Origin of the sequence: Mangrovibacterium marinum (assembly GCF_003046625.1) — a bacterium.
GTDB classification, from domain to species: domain Bacteria; phylum Bacteroidota; class Bacteroidia; order Bacteroidales; family Prolixibacteraceae; genus Mangrovibacterium; species Mangrovibacterium marinum.
On record NZ_QAAD01000003.1, the window covers coordinates 312,310 to 328,937 of the forward strand.

Annotated in this window: 14 protein-coding genes and 1 rRNA gene; 9 read left to right on the forward strand and 6 right to left on the reverse strand. The window is 46.0% G+C overall.

The genetic code is table 11. The features are described from left to right. Positions 1–523: 523 nt before the first annotated feature. From C8N47_RS04605 to C8N47_RS04645, 9 genes are all read left to right on the forward strand, one after another. Complete coding sequence (locus tag C8N47_RS04605) at positions 524–1,273, forward strand: outer membrane lipoprotein-sorting protein (protein WP_107821339.1); 750 nt, start codon at positions 524–526, stop codon at positions 1,271–1,273. A 105-nt stretch (positions 1,274–1,378) separates the two neighbouring features. Then, positions 1,379–1,744 carry a four helix bundle protein gene (locus C8N47_RS04610; protein WP_245915663.1) on the forward strand — a complete coding sequence of 122 codons (366 nt, stop codon included), beginning with the start codon at positions 1,379–1,381 and terminating at the stop codon, positions 1,742–1,744. 89 nt (positions 1,745–1,833) lie between these two features. Next, positions 1,834–3,054: an ABC transporter permease gene (locus tag C8N47_RS04615; protein WP_107821341.1), complete on the forward strand. Its 1,221-nt coding sequence runs from the start codon at positions 1,834–1,836 to the stop codon at positions 3,052–3,054. Positions 3,055–3,071: 17 nt separating this feature from the next. Then, positions 3,072–4,292: an ABC transporter permease gene (locus C8N47_RS04620; protein WP_107821342.1), complete on the forward strand. Its 1,221-nt coding sequence runs from the start codon at positions 3,072–3,074 to the stop codon at positions 4,290–4,292. A 197-nt stretch (positions 4,293–4,489) separates the two neighbouring features. Beyond that, entirely contained in the window at positions 4,490–5,194 is a 705-nt protein-coding gene (locus tag C8N47_RS04625; RefSeq protein WP_107821343.1) for an ABC transporter ATP-binding protein, read from the forward strand. 13 nt (positions 5,195–5,207) lie between these two features. Then, complete coding sequence (locus C8N47_RS04630) at positions 5,208–6,374, forward strand: hypothetical protein (RefSeq protein ID WP_146161431.1); 1,167 nt, start codon at positions 5,208–5,210, stop codon at positions 6,372–6,374. A 468-nt stretch (positions 6,375–6,842) separates the two neighbouring features. After that, the gene (locus C8N47_RS04635; protein WP_107821345.1) at positions 6,843–7,994 is read left to right on the forward strand and encodes a COG1470 family protein; all 1,152 of its coding nucleotides are present in this window, start codon (positions 6,843–6,845) and stop codon (positions 7,992–7,994) included. A 2-nt stretch (positions 7,995–7,996) separates the two neighbouring features. Continuing rightward, positions 7,997–8,956, forward strand: a complete 960-nt coding sequence (locus C8N47_RS04640; protein WP_107821346.1) for an ABC transporter ATP-binding protein — start codon at positions 7,997–7,999, stop codon at positions 8,954–8,956. After that, a complete protein-coding gene (locus C8N47_RS04645; protein WP_107821347.1) occupies positions 8,949–9,980 on the forward strand; it encodes an ABC transporter permease in 1,032 nt (343 codons plus the stop codon). The genes C8N47_RS04640 and C8N47_RS04645 overlap by 8 nt, the downstream gene beginning before the upstream one ends. Before the next feature lie 596 nt (positions 9,981–10,576). On the opposite strand, the gene C8N47_RS04650 is transcribed toward C8N47_RS04645, so the two are convergent. The 6 genes from C8N47_RS04650 to rrf form a co-directional block, all read right to left on the reverse strand. Next, complete coding sequence (locus C8N47_RS04650; protein ID WP_107821374.1) at positions 10,577–12,730, reverse strand: S46 family peptidase; 2,154 nt, start codon at positions 12,728–12,730, stop codon at positions 10,577–10,579. 166 nt (positions 12,731–12,896) lie between these two features. Continuing rightward, positions 12,897–13,448 (reverse strand): Maf family nucleotide pyrophosphatase, encoded by a 552-nt coding sequence (locus C8N47_RS04655; protein WP_245915665.1) that lies wholly within the window; start codon positions 13,446–13,448, stop codon positions 12,897–12,899. Between the two features lie 29 nt (positions 13,449–13,477). Beyond that, positions 13,478–14,008, reverse strand: coding sequence for a KdsC family phosphatase (locus C8N47_RS04660; protein WP_107821349.1), 531 nt, complete (start codon positions 14,006–14,008; stop codon positions 13,478–13,480). 2 nt (positions 14,009–14,010) lie between these two features. Then, a complete protein-coding gene (locus C8N47_RS04665; protein ID WP_107821350.1) occupies positions 14,011–14,787 on the reverse strand; it encodes a Rossmann-like and DUF2520 domain-containing protein in 777 nt (258 codons plus the stop codon). A gap of 82 nt (positions 14,788–14,869) precedes the next feature. After that, positions 14,870–15,934, reverse strand: a complete 1,065-nt coding sequence (locus C8N47_RS04670) for an O-antigen ligase family protein (RefSeq protein ID WP_170111289.1) — start codon at positions 15,932–15,934, stop codon at positions 14,870–14,872. Between the two features lie 620 nt (positions 15,935–16,554). Next, positions 16,555–16,628: ribosomal RNA gene (gene rrf, locus C8N47_RS19090) — 5S ribosomal RNA — on the reverse strand; the annotation flags it as partial.

Genomic DNA, 16,628 nt, shown 5'->3' on the forward strand with positions numbered 1-16,628 from the left:
ATGAAAGTGGATGCTTTTGAATTAGATTGACCCTCCCATTCCGACAAAGTCGGAATTTCCCTCCCTCGCGAGGGAGGGCCAGGGTGGGTACATTAGATAGAAAGGAAAAGCAGAAGGGACTTTCACCGAAAAACGCCTGATTCATGGAGAATCTCCAACCGAGTAAAAGTTGCGGGGTATCTGAGATCTTTTTGTCTTGGTTGTCACCGGTTGTTGGGTTATCAGGTTATCACAAGTTGTCATGGTTTTCTGTTTTTCGTCCCCAATAGCATCAACGGCTCGTGATGATCGGGCGGCTTGGCGTTCCGGGCCTTTCAGTGGACCTACCTGAGCAAGCCATTTTCGGTCACCGCTTTTTGGGATTTCTGCCTCTCAATTAAATAGCACAGCTGTCCGAATGGCCTAAGCCATCATTTAAAATCCAATTTAATTGGATTTAGTTTCCTCATGCGTTAACTTTTAGCATTGGTTCAGGCATCGATCGACTCTTCTGAATCGTACAAACCGGTAAAAACGTGCAAGCATGAAACGAATCCAGCTAATTTTCGCAGTTCTCCTTCTAAGTTTGGTCGGGCAAGCTCAGGAAATCGACATTAAAGATATTGTCAGGCAGGCCGACGAAAAGTTTCGGGGACAATCCAGCGAAGGAACCCTGAGCATGACTATTCAACGCTCGAACTGGTCGCGAACCATTCGCATGAAAAGCTGGACCTTGGGAACCGAATATTCGCTGATTTACATTAGTTCTCCGGCCAAAGAACGCGGACAGGTTTTCCTGAAACGCGAAAATGAAATGTGGAACTGGATGCCCAGCATTGAACGCACCATCAAAATTCCGCCCTCGATGATGATGCAGTCGTGGATGGGCTCCGATTTTACCAACGATGATTTGGTTAAAGAATCGTCGCTGGTGAAAGACTACGACCAAAAGCTGATCGGAACGGAAACGATTGAAAACTATGCCTGCTACAAAATTGAATTGATCCCGCATGAAGATGCAGCCGTTGTCTGGGGCAAAATCGTCATGTGGGTCAGTAAAGACGACTTTTTGTGGCTGAAGGCGGAATACTACGACGAAGACGAAGAGTTGATCAATACCGAAATCCTGTCCGACATCAAAATGATGGACGACCGGATGATGCCAACACACCTGGAAATGATCCCGGAAGACAAGCCCGGACAAAAAACGATCATGGTGTTCGAGCGGATCAAATTCAATGTCGATTTACAGGAATCCTTCTTCTCCATTCAGAATATGAAAAGAATAAAGTAAGGAAAGAAGGATTGAAGGATAGAAGGATTGAAGGATAGAATAAATGACGGATTGAATTAGCTGAACCCGGAACACCGATCGGAATTAAACTTTAAAAACCAAAATATGACGACACCAGATCAAATTAATTTTCGAAATGAAATGAAAATTCGATTGAGAACTTTCGTACTCGATTTGCTGAAAATGACCGAACAGATTCCCTATTCCCAAGAATCGAAAACACTCAAAGCTCAGCTCATCCGGTCGGGGAGCTCAGTGTATGCAAACTACAGAGCAGCATGCCGGGCACGTTCGAGAAATGAGTTCTTCGCAAAACTCAGCATCGTCGTCGAGGAAGCCGATGAAACCGAAATGTGGCTCGACTTACTGATCCTTTCAGAGATCAGCAATAACGATCAAACAAAAAGGCTTCACAACGAAAGCCTCGAAATCCTGAAAATAATGGCAACCGCCCGCAAAAACTCAAACTAAAAAAGTCATGAAAAACCGGCACTGTATTCAACACTTCAATCCTTCTGTTCCTCAGTCCTTCAATTATTCAATCCCTCAATCCGTCAAATATGTCTACGAACTTTAAATTGGCCTGGCGAAATATTTGGCGCAACCGACGACGAACATACATCACCGCGGCCTCGGTTTTCTTCGGCGTTTTGCTGAGCACCTTCATGACCTCGATGCAGGAAGGTACTTACTCGAAAATGATCGACAATGTGGTAAGTTTCTACTCGGGTTATATCCAGATACACCATACTGATTATTGGGAAAACAAAACAATCGACTATTGCTTTACGCCCGATGATACGCTGCTGGAATCGCTGGCGAAAAATCCGGAAATTCGATTGATTGTCCCCCGACTGGAGTCATTTGCCCTGATGGCTTATGCCAACAACACCAAGGGAGGCGCTCTAATCGGTGTTGATCCGCAAAAGGAAGATGAGATGAGCCATTTATCGCAATGGGTAACTGAAGGCTCCTACCTAAAGCCCAACGACGATGGAATCTTGCTGGCAGTCAATCTGGCCAAAAATCTGAGCGTACAAGTCAACGACACGGTCGTGCTGTTGAGCCAGGGATATCACGGGGCAACGGCTGCTGCGCTGTTTCCGGTCCGGGGAATCCTGAAGTTCCCCTCGCCCACGATGAACAATATGGGTGGCTATATCGACCTGAAAACCGCACAAAACTTCTTTTCAGTATCCAATCAACTCAGTTCGCTGGTTTTGATGGTCAACGATTATTCAGAAGTCAATAAACAAAAACATCTGCTTCACAATAAGCTGGGCAACCAATACGAGATCATGACCTGGGACGAGATGGATCCGCTCACCAAAAACATGATTGATGCCGACCGATCAGGGGCATACATCACCAAAGGAATTTTGTACACCCTGGTGGGCTTTGGCATATTTGGAACGGTCATTATGATGATGGCTGAGCGACGCAAAGAAATGGGAATCATGGTCGCTATCGGCATGCAAAAAGGCAGGTTAAGTACAATCCTCTTTTTTGAGATTGTGCTGCTTGGCTTCATCGGTGTATTGGCCGGCTTTGCCTTTAGCCTTCCCTTTATTTCCTATTTTGTTTATCACCCGATTCCGCTAACGGGCGAGTCGGCCAAAGCTTATGAAGAGTTCGGCTTCGAGCCGGCCATGTACTTTTCGGCGCAATGGTTCATCTTTGCCCGCCAGGTGCTCATCATCTTCATCCTCACGCTACTGGTATTTTGCTACCCGTTAATCAAGACAGTCCGACTGAAGTTGACCAAAGCACTTCGAGCCTAACTTAAAAACCCAAAACCATGATACTTGCAATTGCCTGGAGAAATATATGGAGGAGCAGAACACGAAGTTTAGTGATCCTCATTGCGTTAACACTCGGTTTGGCATCGGGCATCTTCTATATGGCCTTTTACAAGGGCATGCTCGACCAACGGATCAATTCGGCCATCAAAACCGAAGCATCGCATATTCAGATTCACAACAAGCAATACCTCGAAAATCCGGATAAAAAACTGATGATCAACAACTCGGATTCAATTGTCAAACTTATTCAGAACGAAGAGGCGGTTGAAGCGGTTAGTAGCCGCACAATCATCAACAGCATGATCCAATCGGCCACAACAGGCTCCGGCGTTAAGATAACCGGAATCAGTCCCGAAAAAGAAGCTGCGGTAACGAATCTCCATTCAAAATTGATTGAAGGTGATTATTTTGAAACCAGTCGACGAAACCCAATCGTTATCGGCAAAAAACTGGCCGAAAAACTCAAGGTGAAACTGAAGTCAAAAGTTGTTATCACCTTGCAGGATTTTAATGGCAACATCACCGGAGCAGCTTTTAAGGTGGTGGGAATTTACGAAACATCAAACACTATTTATGATGAGACCACAGTCTTTGTTCAGGCATCGGATCTAAATCGTCTGCTTGCAATCGACAACAACAGCTGCCACGAAATTGCTGTTCTGCTGAGACAAAATGAAGCGCTTTCGACTGTACAAGCGGATTTAACCAGTCAATTGCCCAAACTAGACGTCAAAACCTGGCGCGAAATCATGCCCGAAGTGAGCCTGCTGGAAAGCAGCTTCGGCCTGACCATGTACATCTTCATCGGTATCATTTTGCTCGCTTTACTCTTCGGCATTGTCAATACCATGCTGATGGCCGTGCTCGAACGGACCAAAGAGCTGGGTATGTTGATGGCTGTTGGCATGAACCGCATCCGCATATTTACGATGATCATGACCGAAACCATCTTGCTTTCCATTCTTGGTGGTTTATGCGGAATCATCCTGGGATGGCTGCTCAACATCTATTTGGGCATCCACGGAATTGATTTGGGCGCCTGGTCAACGGCCTATAAGTCGATGGGGTTTGATACGCTGGTTTACACCCGGCTTAACTGGTCGATCACCCTGCAGATTGCTGTACTGGTTTTTGGCACAGGCCTGCTCGCGGCTATTTATCCGGCCATAAAAGCGTTACGGCTAAAACCGGTGGAAGCCATTCGGATTGATATGTAGAAGATGAAAAGAAAGGCAAAAGACAAAAAGGCAAAAGTTAAAAGTAAAAAGGCAAAAGACAGAAGAATAAAGACCATGGACAAATGAGATTGATACAAAACAGAAAGCTTGAAATTTGGATTTTGGAACTTGGAACTTGAAACTTAGAATTTGAAACTCATAAAATCCACAACTCGCAACACATAACACGAAACACGATGAAAGTAATTGAAGTCAAACAATTGAAAAAAATATACAACACCACCGAGGTAAAGGTGAACGCGTTAAACGGCGTTGACCTTGAATTTGAACAGGGTGAATTTGCAGCCATTGTTGGCCCTTCCGGATCGGGGAAAACAACGCTGCTGAATATGCTGGGAGGACTTGACCAGCCGAGCGATGGCGAAATCAGGATTGGCGGCACCAATATCCAAACCCTCTCCTCGTCGCAACTCATCGATTTCAGGCTTCGGAACATCGGTTTTGTTTTCCAGGCTTACAACCTGATTCCGGTGCTCACCGCGCTTGAAAATGTAGAGTTCATCATGCAATTGCAGCAAGTTCCGAAGAAAGAACGGCAACAACGGGCCAGGGAATTACTCGATCGGGTTGGCCTTGGTGAACGAATCAACAGCCGACCGGCCAAGCTGTCCGGTGGGCAGCAACAGCGGGTTGCCGTTGCCCGTGCATTGGCCTCGAAACCCAAGTTTGTTTTAGCCGACGAGCCAACAGCAAACCTGGATTCGAAGTCAACTGAAAACCTGCTCGACATGATGGAAGAGTTAAACCGACAAGAAAATATCACCTTTATTTTCAGCACACACGACCAGCGCGTTGTCAATAAAGCACGACGGGTAATCACCCTCGAGGATGGTCAGATCATCTCCGATGTCAGAAAAGAACAGGAAACAAGAACCAATTAGCTAACACCGCATCATGAAGCTGAATTTTCTTAGCATTTGTCTGTTACTCTTATTTTTATCCGGGTCCTCGCACGCACAGGAGCGAGACTGGACACTGACCGGCTATGTGAAAGACTTGTTCATGTATTATCATCCGAAACCATTCGACGGATTTTCCATCGATGACCAATATACCAATACCGTGCATAACCGGTTGAATTTTGAATGGCTGCCAACTGATGAACTCACCGTAGTAATCGAAAATCGCAATCGTCTTATCGCGGGAAATCTGGTTCGGAATTTTCCAACTTATAAATCCGGAATGAAGACCGACCAGGGCTATTTCGATTTGTCTGCAATTCCATTCGACGGCGATTCCTGGTTTCTGCACAGCATGATCGATCGCGCCTATATCGATTGGTCTGCCGGCAACTGGCAGATTCGCCTGGGACGCCAGCGCGTGAACTGGGGCGTCAACCTGGTCTGGAATCCCAATGATCTTTTTAATAGCTTTTCCTACTTCGATTTCGATTATGAGGAACGCCCGGGCACCGATGCTGCCCGCATTCAGTATTACACTGGTGCCACCTCGTCGGCCGAACTGGTCTATAAACTGGGCGATAGTCCCAACAACATGGCTTTGGCCGGATTGTACCGCTTTTCAAACTGGAACTACGATTTTCAGTTTCTCGGTGGTTGGGTTGGGCCCGACTTGGTTGTGGGATGTGGCTGGTCCGGCGACATCAAGGGCGCTGGTTTCCGAGGCGAGTTTAGCCAGTTTATTCCCCGACAATCCGGTTCCGACTCTCAGTCGGCAACGGTAGCCTCGGTTTCGGCCGATTATACCTTTGCGTCCTCCTTATATATTCACTTTAGCGCGCTTTTCAATAGCTTAGGAGGAAAGGGACGGACTGATCTCAATCCCGTTATGACTGAAAACTTATCGGCAAAATCGTTAGCATTCGGGAAATACGAACTCTTCGGGCAATGCTCCTACCCGATCACGCCTCTTCTAAACGCAAGCAGCGTACTCATTGTAAACCCGGCCGACGGATCGATGTATCTGGGGCCTTCTGCCAGTTATTCGCTACAAACCAATATTGAACTCATGCTGACCGGGCAATTTTTTTTAGGCAATGCCGAGAGTGAATACGGGAATATCGGGCAACTGGCTTTTGCCCGGTTGAAGTGGAGTTTTTAGCACGGGCTGAGTGAAGCGTTTTCCTTCGGATTCAATCCTATTCAACCCCTTTCCGGGGTTGGGGACAGCTGGTAATCCGCAACCATGGGTACCGACATCGGTTATACATTTTCACCATGGGTTGTCCCCCATGGCTATTCATATTCACAGGTTTCACCTGTGCTGATTTATGATTCAACCACCGAATTGAAAACCGCACCAGTCGCGTTTCATAATAAAAACGAACACAGATAGAAAATTTGCACAACACGGCGTTATTATCATTCAATTCATCAACAAAACAAGACCAAATCTTGTAAAAAATAGGCTCTCCGGCTTACTTACCCTCCTCTTATAACACTCAGTATCACTGTGAATTTAAAACTTCATTTAATCTTTTTGATATCTTTTAACAGCCATCGAATTTATTCATTACTTAAACTTGTTGACCGTATTGAGAAGTCTAACAAAATTTATGGAGGAAATTTTATGTCAATACGGAAAACCTTTTCTTATCTGTTTCTATTTTCCCTACTGGGATTAACAGCAGCGAGCACCAAGGCTGCTGATGAAAAAACAAGTGTGACCCTTTACACCCCTTACACGCAAGTATCTGTTCCGCCGGGGCAGTCAATCAAGTATTCCATCGAGCTTATTAACAACAGCGACGAGCTTCGGAATGAACCCATTCGAATAACGGGTTTACCTCGAAGCTGGGACTATTCGTTAAAATCGGGAAACTACAATGTGAAGCAATTGGCGGTGTTGCCGGGCGAGAAAAAAACCTTTACCCTGGATGTTCAGGTTCCGCTGAAAGTGAACAAAGGGAACTACCATTTCAATGTTGAAACCGAAAGCACCAACACCCTTCCGCTTACGGTGACTGTCTCGAAACAAGGCACTTTCAAAACGGAGTTTACCACCGATCAAAATAATATGTCGGGGCACGCCAACTCATCGTTTACCTTTAAAGCCAAGCTAAACAACAGCACCGACGAAAAACAAGTATACGCCATGGAAGCTCATGCTCCGCGTGGTTGGGATGTTACCTTCAAAGCCAATTACAAGCAAGTGGCATCGGTTAATGTGGATGAAAACAGCGCCAAAGATGTAAGCATCGAGATCAAGCCACCGGCACAAATTGAAGCCGGCACCTACAAAATTCCGGTTGTTGCCGCAACCAACAGTATGACTTCGCAACTAGATCTGACTGTTGTGATCACCGGATCGTACGGCATGGACCTCACCACACCAAACGGACTGCTAAGCACCAAAATTACGGCCGGCGACAAAAAGCAAGTCGAGCTTGTTATCCGCAATACCGGATCGGCACCCTTGGAAGACATTAAGCTGACGAGCTCGAAGCCCAGCGACTGGGAGGTGACTTTTGATCCCAAAGCTGTAATCCGCATTGAACCGGGGAAAAAAGCAACCGTACAGGCTACGGTAAAGGCATCGAAGAACGCCATTGCCGGAGATTATGTGACCAAATTCACAGCCAAAACTCCGGAAGCCTCATCCAACGCCGAATTTCGCATGTCGGTTCGTACGCCGATGATCTTAGGAGGAATGGGCATCCTGATAATTCTTGTCGCCTTGGGCAGTGTTGGTTTTCTGTTTCGCAAATACGGAAGGAGGTAATCGTGAGCGAGTCAATTATTGAGCTTGTCGATCTGACCAAGAAATACGGATCGTTTACAGCAGTTGACCAACTCAACCTGACGATCCGCCGAGGCGAAGTTTTTGGTTTGCTTGGCCCCAATGGAGCCGGCAAATCAACAACCATCCTGATGATGCTGGGCCTCACCGAACCAACATCGGGATCGGTGCGCGTATGCCAAACCAATTCGGCCGAGAACCCCATTGCCGTTAAACGCAGAGTTGGTTATTTACCCGAGGATGTGGGCTTCTATCCCGACCGCAGTGGCTGGGATAACCTGCTGTTTATCGCTCAGCTGAATGGTCTGTCGCCCAAAGAAGCAGCTGACAGAGCTGAAGTTCTTCTGAAACGGGTTGGCCTGCTTGAGCAAGCCAACAAAAAAACCGGAGCTTATTCCCGGGGCATGCGCCAACGTCTTGGCTTGGCTGAAGTGTTGATTAAAAATCCGGAAGTTATTATCCTGGACGAGCCTACTTCGGGCATCGATCCCAAAGGAGTTCAGGAATTTCTGGAGCTGATTGTGCAGTTGAGTAAGGAAGAAGGAATCACGGTGCTTTTTTCCTCGCACAACTTACACCAGGTACAACAAGTATGCGACCGGGTTGGCATTTTTGTGCGTGGAAAACTGATTGCTGAAGGCGATATTCATCGTTTGTCGCAGCAGCTTTTTGCCAATGAGCCTTTCACCATTTATGCCGAAGTAACACCAAAACAAACAAACCAGTCAGCGGAGCTTGCAAAGCGACTGCAACAAATCGACGGCTTAATCAGCTTGCAGCAAGACGGCCTGAAATTTCAACTGGGATGTGCGTCGAATATTTCTGAAAAAATAGCTGAAACAATTGTTGAAAGCGGCGCTGGCTTGCAAGCTTTATACAAACGCGAACACGGGCTCGACGATATTTACAACCGCTATTTCCAGGGAGGAGGTGACTATGCCTGACAGCGACCTTACATTAAACGCGCATACAGTCGCCGAACCAACAAAGCAGAAAAAACAGCATAAACTCAAGACAAAAGCTATTCATCCGTTTCGGGTGCTGGTTCAAAAAGAAATTTCGGATCAGGTGCGGAGTTGGAAATTCATCATCCTGCTCGGGATCATCGCGCTCACTTGCCTGGGCTCGCTCTACACATCGCTTACTAATATCGGGCATGCCATCAAAGCGAATGATCCGGAAGCAGATTTCTTTTTTCTGAAACTTTTCACCCTAACGGATGGCTCGCTGCCTTCTTATTCTGTTTTCATTTCCTTTTTAGGGCCTCTGCTCGGACTCAGCTTAGGATTTGATGCAATCAACTCGGAACGCAACCGGGGAACCTTAAGCAGATTAATGGCTCAACCCATCCACCGCGATTATCTGATCAACGCTAAATTTCTGGCATCGCTTAGCGTTATTAGCGTGCTGCTTTTCGCTTTGGGATTCCTGGTTATGGGAATCGGCATGCTCATTATTGGCCTTCCGCCCACCGCCGAGGAATTCTGGCGCGTTGTATTTTTTATCATCATCAGTGTTTTCTATGTTGCTTTCTGGCTCAACTTGTCGATTTTATTTTCCGTCAAGTTCCGCCAGGCGGCAACCTCGGCTCTGGCAGGTATTGCTGTTTGGTTATTCTTCAGCATCTTCTTTGTCATGATTATCAATTTAATCAACAAAGCGACCATGCCTCCGCAATATGCACCACCAGCTGTTATTCTGGGGCACGAAAACCTGATGCTTAACCTGACGCGAATATCGCCCAGTACACTTTTTAGCGAGGCCACCTCGACGATGCTGATGCCTTCGGTTCGAAGTCTTGGCCCGTTGACCATGCAGCAAGTACAGGGAGCGATTCCCAGCCCGCTTCCGATTGGGCAAAGCTTGTTGCTTGTTTGGCCCCAGCTTACCGGCCTGATTGCGCTAACCTTGGTTTGTTTTGCCTTCAGTTATGTCGGATTTATGCGAAAAGAAATTCGTTCCCGTTAGTTGATCCTTAGTGATCTCAGCCTGTTTATTCACGAGGCTGTCCGAAAAACAAATTTGGACAGCCTCCCCTACTCAACAAGATTGCTAAATATTGAAGCATAGCTGGCTGGTGTCTGATTTATGCCCGGATTATACGATTCAATCCCGCTTGTCCGAGCAGCACAGCAACGACAAACAAAACAACGATTTTCGATTTTTCTGCTTTTCAACCTATAAAACAGGGTTGTACTGAACAATAAAGCGTTAACTTCGATCGAAGTTAAGCCATCTTCGATCGAAAAAACGGCATCTTAAGTCGAAGTTGTCGCGTCTTCGATCGAAGAAATCATTTCTTTTATCGAAGATTTTTCTTCTTCGATGAAAGGAGCCGCATCTTCGATCGAAGTTACGGCATCTTCGACCGAAAAAAACATTTCTTCGACCGAAGTTAGGCCACCTTCGGTTGAAGAAATGTCAACTTCAACTCAAGTTGTCGAATCGGTGCTTACAGATGCCACTGCTGCTTCACGAGCAAGAGGATAAACAACAAAAGCGGGATAATTCCGATTCATGGAATTATCCCGCCTTTATCGATTAAAGATAAACGGTGTTTTCTTTTATTCGGTTACCAGCTTCATTTCGTCGAGCAAATAGCCGGCTCCGGCAAATTTATCGATCAGGAAAAGCACATAGCGAATATCGACCATGATGTTTCGGCATTGATCCGGATCGAACATGATGTCGCTCATGGTTCCTTCCCAGCAACGGTCGAAGTTAATGCCGATTAATTCGCCATTGGCGTTAATGGCCGGGCTTCCGGAATTGCCTCCTGTTGTATGAACTGAAGCCGTAAATGCAACCGGCATCCGGTCATCGTCGCCATAGCGGCCAAAATCTTTGGCATCGTACAAATCGCGCAAATGCTGGGGTACGTCGTAGTCGTAGATCTCGGGATTATCCTTTTCGATAATCCCCTTTAATGTTGTGTAATGTTTGTACACCACACCATCGGCCGGCTTGTATCCTTCCACCTTTCCGTAAGCCACGCGCAAAGTCAGATTGGCGTCCGGGTACAGCGCCTGTCCTTCTTTCATCGCCATAATGCCGGCCATGTATGTTTTTTGTTGTTTGCCGATTTCCAGGTTTATTTCGCGATAAGGGCGCTCAATATTGGACAGAAAATAGCCTCGTAGCTGATCGTATAGCGCTACGAGCGGATCCTTTTGCAAGCGTTCAATTTGCTTGCCATCCAGTTGATCGATCAGTGCTGTTAGCTTGGATTGATCGGTTAACAGCGATTTGCGGTAAACTTTCTTCAACAACTTTTCATCGGGATATTTTTCCAGCAGAGTTCGAAAGGATTCGGGAAGAAATGAAGCATCCAAATCGGCCTTCAGCATACGCATTAAAGCCACGAACACCTGCTCGTCGGTTGCCTGATGGTAATTTTTGAAATGGTTTTTGATGGCTGTGCGAAGTTTTTGCTTCAGTTTTTGTTGCGCCTCGGCCGAAGCTGCCGACCACGCCCCTTTGTTGCGTGGCAACTGGTTGGCCAGGGTCCAGATATCGGTTCCTCGAAATACAATCTCGCTATAATAATTATAAGCCCGGTCGTACGGCCGTAGTTCGGTGTACAGCTTTTCGAATGCCGGTAATACCCCAGCGTATCTATGGGTCAACGCCTCCGACTGCTGATACCAGTTTTCGAAATCCCGCTCGAATCGATGTTTCATGTCCAGCGCATTCATGCGTTTCAAACCACGGATCTCACCTTGCCAGCGTTTCCACGAGTTGCTGGTAGAAGCGTATTTTGAAGCATATTGAATCCGTACTTTCGGATCGGCCTCCATCTGACTGCGCAAAATATCCAACTTTCGGCTGCGAATTTTAATGCGATCCGGATTGCTTTGCTGCATCAAAAGCTCAACGGCATCGGATGGCAAATACTCGTTGGTTGTGCCCGGGAAACCAAAAATGAGCACAAAGTCTTCGGGCTGCACTCCCTTCAGCGAGATGGGAAAAAATTTCTTCGGCGTGTATGGCACATTGTCGGGCGAATAATCGGCCGGCTCGTTATTCTTGTCGGCATAAACCCGAAAGATGGAAAAGTCGCCGGTATGGCGCGGCCACATCCAATTATCGGTATCGCCGCCAAACTTTCCGATGGCCGAAGGCGGAGCGCCCACCAAACGCACATCGCGATATACCTTATATACATACAGGAAGTACTGGTTGCCTTTAAAGATGGGCTTCACAACCGCATCGAAACGATCGTCGATTTTCGCTTCTTTTTCAATTAATTGGATATTTTCGGCCATTGCCGATTGCTTTTCGGCCTCCTTCAGGCTGTCGGTTCCGGCAAACACCTGCGCTGAAACATCTTCCATACGATCCAGGAAACGCACCTCCAAACCGGGGTTGGACAGTTCTTCGTCTTTCGATTTAGCCCAAAAACCATCAGTCAGATAATCATTCTCCAACGAGCTGTGCGACTGAATTTGCGAATAGCCGCAATGGTGGTTGGTCAGTAGCAAGCCTTGGTTGGAGACCAGTTCGCCGGTACATCCGCGGCCAAACAAAACAACAGCATCTTTCATACTGTTGTGGTTGATGCTGTATACATCGTCGGCAGAGAGGCGAAAGCCCATTTGCTGCATCTCTTCAATATTGTATTTCTTCAACAAAGTCGGAATCCACATCCCTTCGTTGGCCATAGCCCCAACAAAAACGTGCAGTAAGACTCCTAGTAGTAATAATCTAAATTTCCCCATTTTTCTATTTTTCTGCTCTAGTGAACGGTATTTAATATGAATCGTTTCAAATAAAAAATGCCGGCAAGCCAGCATGTACAAATAAGCCCTGCAAAAGCAAGCTATTTTTGCTTTTCAACCTCAATGCGATGAACAAGAGTCGGGATTCAACAAAGGCCCCTTGCCTCTAAAATTCTTTCAGATATTGGTAGAGTTTATGAATCGGCAAGCCCATCACATTGTAAAACGAACCTTCAATCTTGTAAATTCCCACAAAACCAATCCACTCCTGTATACCGTAAGATCCGGCTTTATCGTAAGGTTGGTATTTCTCAATGTAATAATCAATTTCCTGATCGCTCAGCTCGTCGAACCAGACCTCAGTAACGGCATGAAATGAAATTTTCTTGCGCTTACTTTGCAGGTTGATCCCGGTAATTACCTGGTGTTGCGTTCCGGAAAGTGATTTCAGCATCGTAACAGCTTCGGTCTTGTCGGCCGGTTTCCCCAGCACTTTGTCATCCTTCCAAACAATCGTGTCGGCCGTGATGATTAACTCATCGTCGGCCATGTTCTGCACTAAAACATCAGCCTTCAGCTGTGCTAAATATTCAGGAATTGCCGTCATCCCCAGGTTTTCGGGATAAAACTCGTCCACATCAGCGGGCCTAACTTCAAATTCCAATCCCAGTTCTTTCAGCAATTGCTGCCGACGTGGCGATGCTGATGCTAAAACCAATTTATATTTTTCAAGATTCGTCAATGGCATTATGTCGACCTCCAATAATATGATTTCTCGTTGATCCAGGTATCCTGCGCTCTCATCACTTGCTCGATGACGTCGCGCACGCAACCTTCGCCCCCGTTTTTATCGGAAATATACGAAGAAATTTCTTTGATTTCGTGCACAGCATCCTTCGGGCTGCAAGGAAATCCGACCAACGACATAATTTGATAGTCGATCAAATCGTCGCCCATATACAAAACCTGATCGGCTGTTACCCCAACCTTTTGCATAAAATCATTCAGCGGCTGCACTTTATCGCGAACGCCCATATAGATGTGGGGGACGCCCAGCTTTTCGTAGCGAAGTTTCACCCGCTCAACTGCTCCACCGGTGATGATAGCAACATGATAGCCCATATTCAGGGCATTGCGCAAGGCATAACCATCCTTTACATTGGCGGTGCGCATGGGATCGCCGTCTTCATTCAACGGTGAAGTATCCAACGACAATACCCCATCGATATCGAAAACCAGGGCTTTTATACTTTTCAATTTGTCTTTTACAAAAGTCATGTTTATTTGGATTTATGTGCTTCAAAAATGCTTTTGGAAACAAAGCTGTAGATTTCCTGAAGTTCGGGTTGGTCGGACAGAAAATTCAGATGTTTTTGAATAATCGCTTCATCGAATCGTTTGGCTGGCCCGGTTTGGGCATCGAAAGGATCGATCTCCATTACCTTCGCCGCGGTTTCTGTAATCAGGGGCTTCAATAATTCAAAATCGACCCCGTATTTTTTCACAATTTGATGAGATAAATGATAAAAATGATTGACAAAGTTATTGGTAAAAACGGCTGCCAGGTGAAGGCTTTGCCGCTGCGCTGAACTAATCTCCTCCACCTTGCCAGACAAACGTTCTGCTAATTTCTTCAGTTCAGCTAAAAGTTCAGGCCTAGCTGCTTCCAGACACATCGGAATTTGTTCAAAAGCCACATCACGTTGTTTAGAGAATGTCTGTAAAGGATAAAACACGCCGTAAGAATCGGAATAAGGCTGTAAAATACGCATCGGTAAACTCCCGGCTGTGTGCACAATAAACTTTCCCCGAACATCGATTTGTTTCAGAATACGTTCAAGCGCATCGTCTTTCAGGGCAAATATATACAAGTCGGCCTGCATGTTCAGTTCGTGCAGCTCGTTGGTTGCCTGGCTGCCCAATTGTTTCGCCAGCAACTCGGCCGAACTTTTTGTGCGGCTGTAAACCTGTAAGATATCTATTCCCGACTTGTAAAGTGCTTTACCAAGCTGGGTAGCCAAATTTCCGGCTCCCACCAATGTGACTTTCTGAATCATCTGCTCTTTGTTTTCTGGATTTCAAAGTAACAAAAAATGCAGCAATAAAGACGAAAACGGGCGCACTTGTCTTTCGCCTTATTCAGGCGTTTCTGACTGACGAAAGTAGATATTGACGATTCGTTAAAAACAAAGCGTAGAAAAACAGAAATAAATAGCCACCGGCATGGGTATCTAAGTTCGAATCGCCCAAATTCGCAACGAAAAAGATCAACAACAGCGATGTAATCAGTGAACTTTGATAAGCTCGGTAAGCGATGACGGGCCATAACAACAAAATGATAATGGCACTGGTTCCAACGATTCCGAAGCGCACCAACCACGCCATATATTGATTGTGCGCATCGGCATATTGGCTCTCATCCATCTTCGAGCCCATCGCCTGGTATGCCTCGCGGTAAGCCTCCTTCCAATTACCGGTTCCTACACCAAACCAAAGGTTATCACGCCAAATCATCCATGCTGCCTTGAGATATTCAATTCGCTGAGCAATTGATTTATGGTTCGAATTTCCGGTTTTGAAGAAGTGATCGAGCTCCCACACACTCACATACAACCTGGGGTACAGCGAAAATTTCGCACCTGCCAGCTTGTAATTGCTGATACCAGCCTCAATATTTTGGATATCCTGCTCATCCAATGCAGCTATTCCTGAAGCATCTTTGGGCAAATTCTTTGACGTTAAATATCGCACAAGTGTATCCGATAGCCGGTTACCATTCGCATCAGCACTTTGGTACCGATAAGCCGAACGCTTGTTCCAGGCCGGCTTCAACTCGTCTTCGCATAAGTATAAGCCGATATAATGTCCATTTTCGGTAAAAGGATTTGAAAAATCATGTACATACTGATGTCCTTCAGCAGTAGCTGCCGGCAGCGTGTTTGGGTCAATTTGATCTTTGTTGTAATAATCACCAATCACCTTAAGAATATAAATCGAAGGAATCAAGAGGATTAAAATCAGTACCGTTCCGATACCTATGCGTACCTTCTGGCTTCCCGGTCGGCTGATAAGCTCCAACAAAAAAACCAAGACAACGACTCCCAGGGTGATGATACCTGTAAGCGACTGTTGCCAAAACAAAAAAAACAACAAAAACAGATTCGACAGAATCACCGTTAACCGCCACCCAGGTTTATAAGCCATCCAATATCTTTTCATCAGAAATGCCTGAACCACAAACACGAGTAAAATCATCAAACTAAACCGAATATGATGCATAAAACCGACAAACTGCGCATCTAGGATATCGGGATTACGGGTCAATTGAAAGCGAAAAAAAGTAATTAATGCTGAAAATAATACCGAAAGCGAAAAAAGCTCCAATACCCTTCGGAACTGCTCTTGCTTCAATCGAGGCGCAACGGAAAATGACAATGGAAGGATTAAAAAGGGTAACGCTTTGTTCAGATCATAAAGCGCAGCGCTAAAGTTCCTGCTCTGCAATAGGCCCAAAATGGTTATCAAATATGTAGCCGAGACAATCACCAGACTCTTACGATTCTTTAACTCCTCTTTCAAATTCGCATAATCGCCGCTAACCAGTGCTGCGATAAGAATAAGCACTGCTGCCAATGATATTAATGCAATTGATAAGGGAAGTGCAACACAAAAAAAAAGTACACTATAATAGAATAGATTTTGCTTGAAAGAGCTCTTCATGTTTCGGAGTTGATTGTCAATCCGAAAGATAGTAAAACCCGGTGATGGCAGAACTTTCCGGGCATAAAAAAACCCGTTGCTCTCAGGAACAACGGGTTTGGTAAAGATGGCGACGACCTACTCTCCCACCATAAGGCAGTACCATCGGCGCTGGCGGGCTTAACTTCTCTGTTCGGAA

Bases quoted from the DNA above. Each gene is read 5' to 3' on its own strand.
- C8N47_RS04615 (WP_107821341.1), top strand. From the start codon at position 1,834: ATGTCTACGAACTTTAAATTGGCCTGGCGAAATATTTGGCGCAACCGA.
- C8N47_RS04630 (WP_146161431.1), top strand. From the start codon at position 5,208: ATGAAGCTGAATTTTCTTAGCATTTGTCTGTTACTCTTATTTTTATCC.
- C8N47_RS04625 (WP_107821343.1), top strand. From the start codon at position 4,490: ATGAAAGTAATTGAAGTCAAACAATTGAAAAAAATATACAACACCACC.
- C8N47_RS04610 (WP_245915663.1), top strand. From the start codon at position 1,379: ATGACGACACCAGATCAAATTAATTTTCGAAATGAAATGAAAATTCGA.
- C8N47_RS04620 (WP_107821342.1), top strand. From the start codon at position 3,072: ATGATACTTGCAATTGCCTGGAGAAATATATGGAGGAGCAGAACACGA.
- C8N47_RS04665 (WP_107821350.1), bottom strand. From the start codon at position 14,787: ATGATTCAGAAAGTCACATTGGTGGGAGCCGGAAATTTGGCTACCCAG.
- C8N47_RS04635 (WP_107821345.1), top strand. From the start codon at position 6,843: ATGTCAATACGGAAAACCTTTTCTTATCTGTTTCTATTTTCCCTACTG.
- C8N47_RS04670 (WP_170111289.1), bottom strand. From the start codon at position 15,934: ATGGCTTATAAACCTGGGTGGCGGTTAACGGTGATTCTGTCGAATCTG.
- C8N47_RS04660 (WP_107821349.1), bottom strand. From the start codon at position 14,008: ATGACTTTTGTAAAAGACAAATTGAAAAGTATAAAAGCCCTGGTTTTC.
- C8N47_RS04605 (WP_107821339.1), top strand. From the start codon at position 524: ATGAAACGAATCCAGCTAATTTTCGCAGTTCTCCTTCTAAGTTTGGTC.
- C8N47_RS04645 (WP_107821347.1), top strand. From the start codon at position 8,949: ATGCCTGACAGCGACCTTACATTAAACGCGCATACAGTCGCCGAACCA.
- C8N47_RS04650 (WP_107821374.1), bottom strand. From the start codon at position 12,730: ATGGGGAAATTTAGATTATTACTACTAGGAGTCTTACTGCACGTTTTT.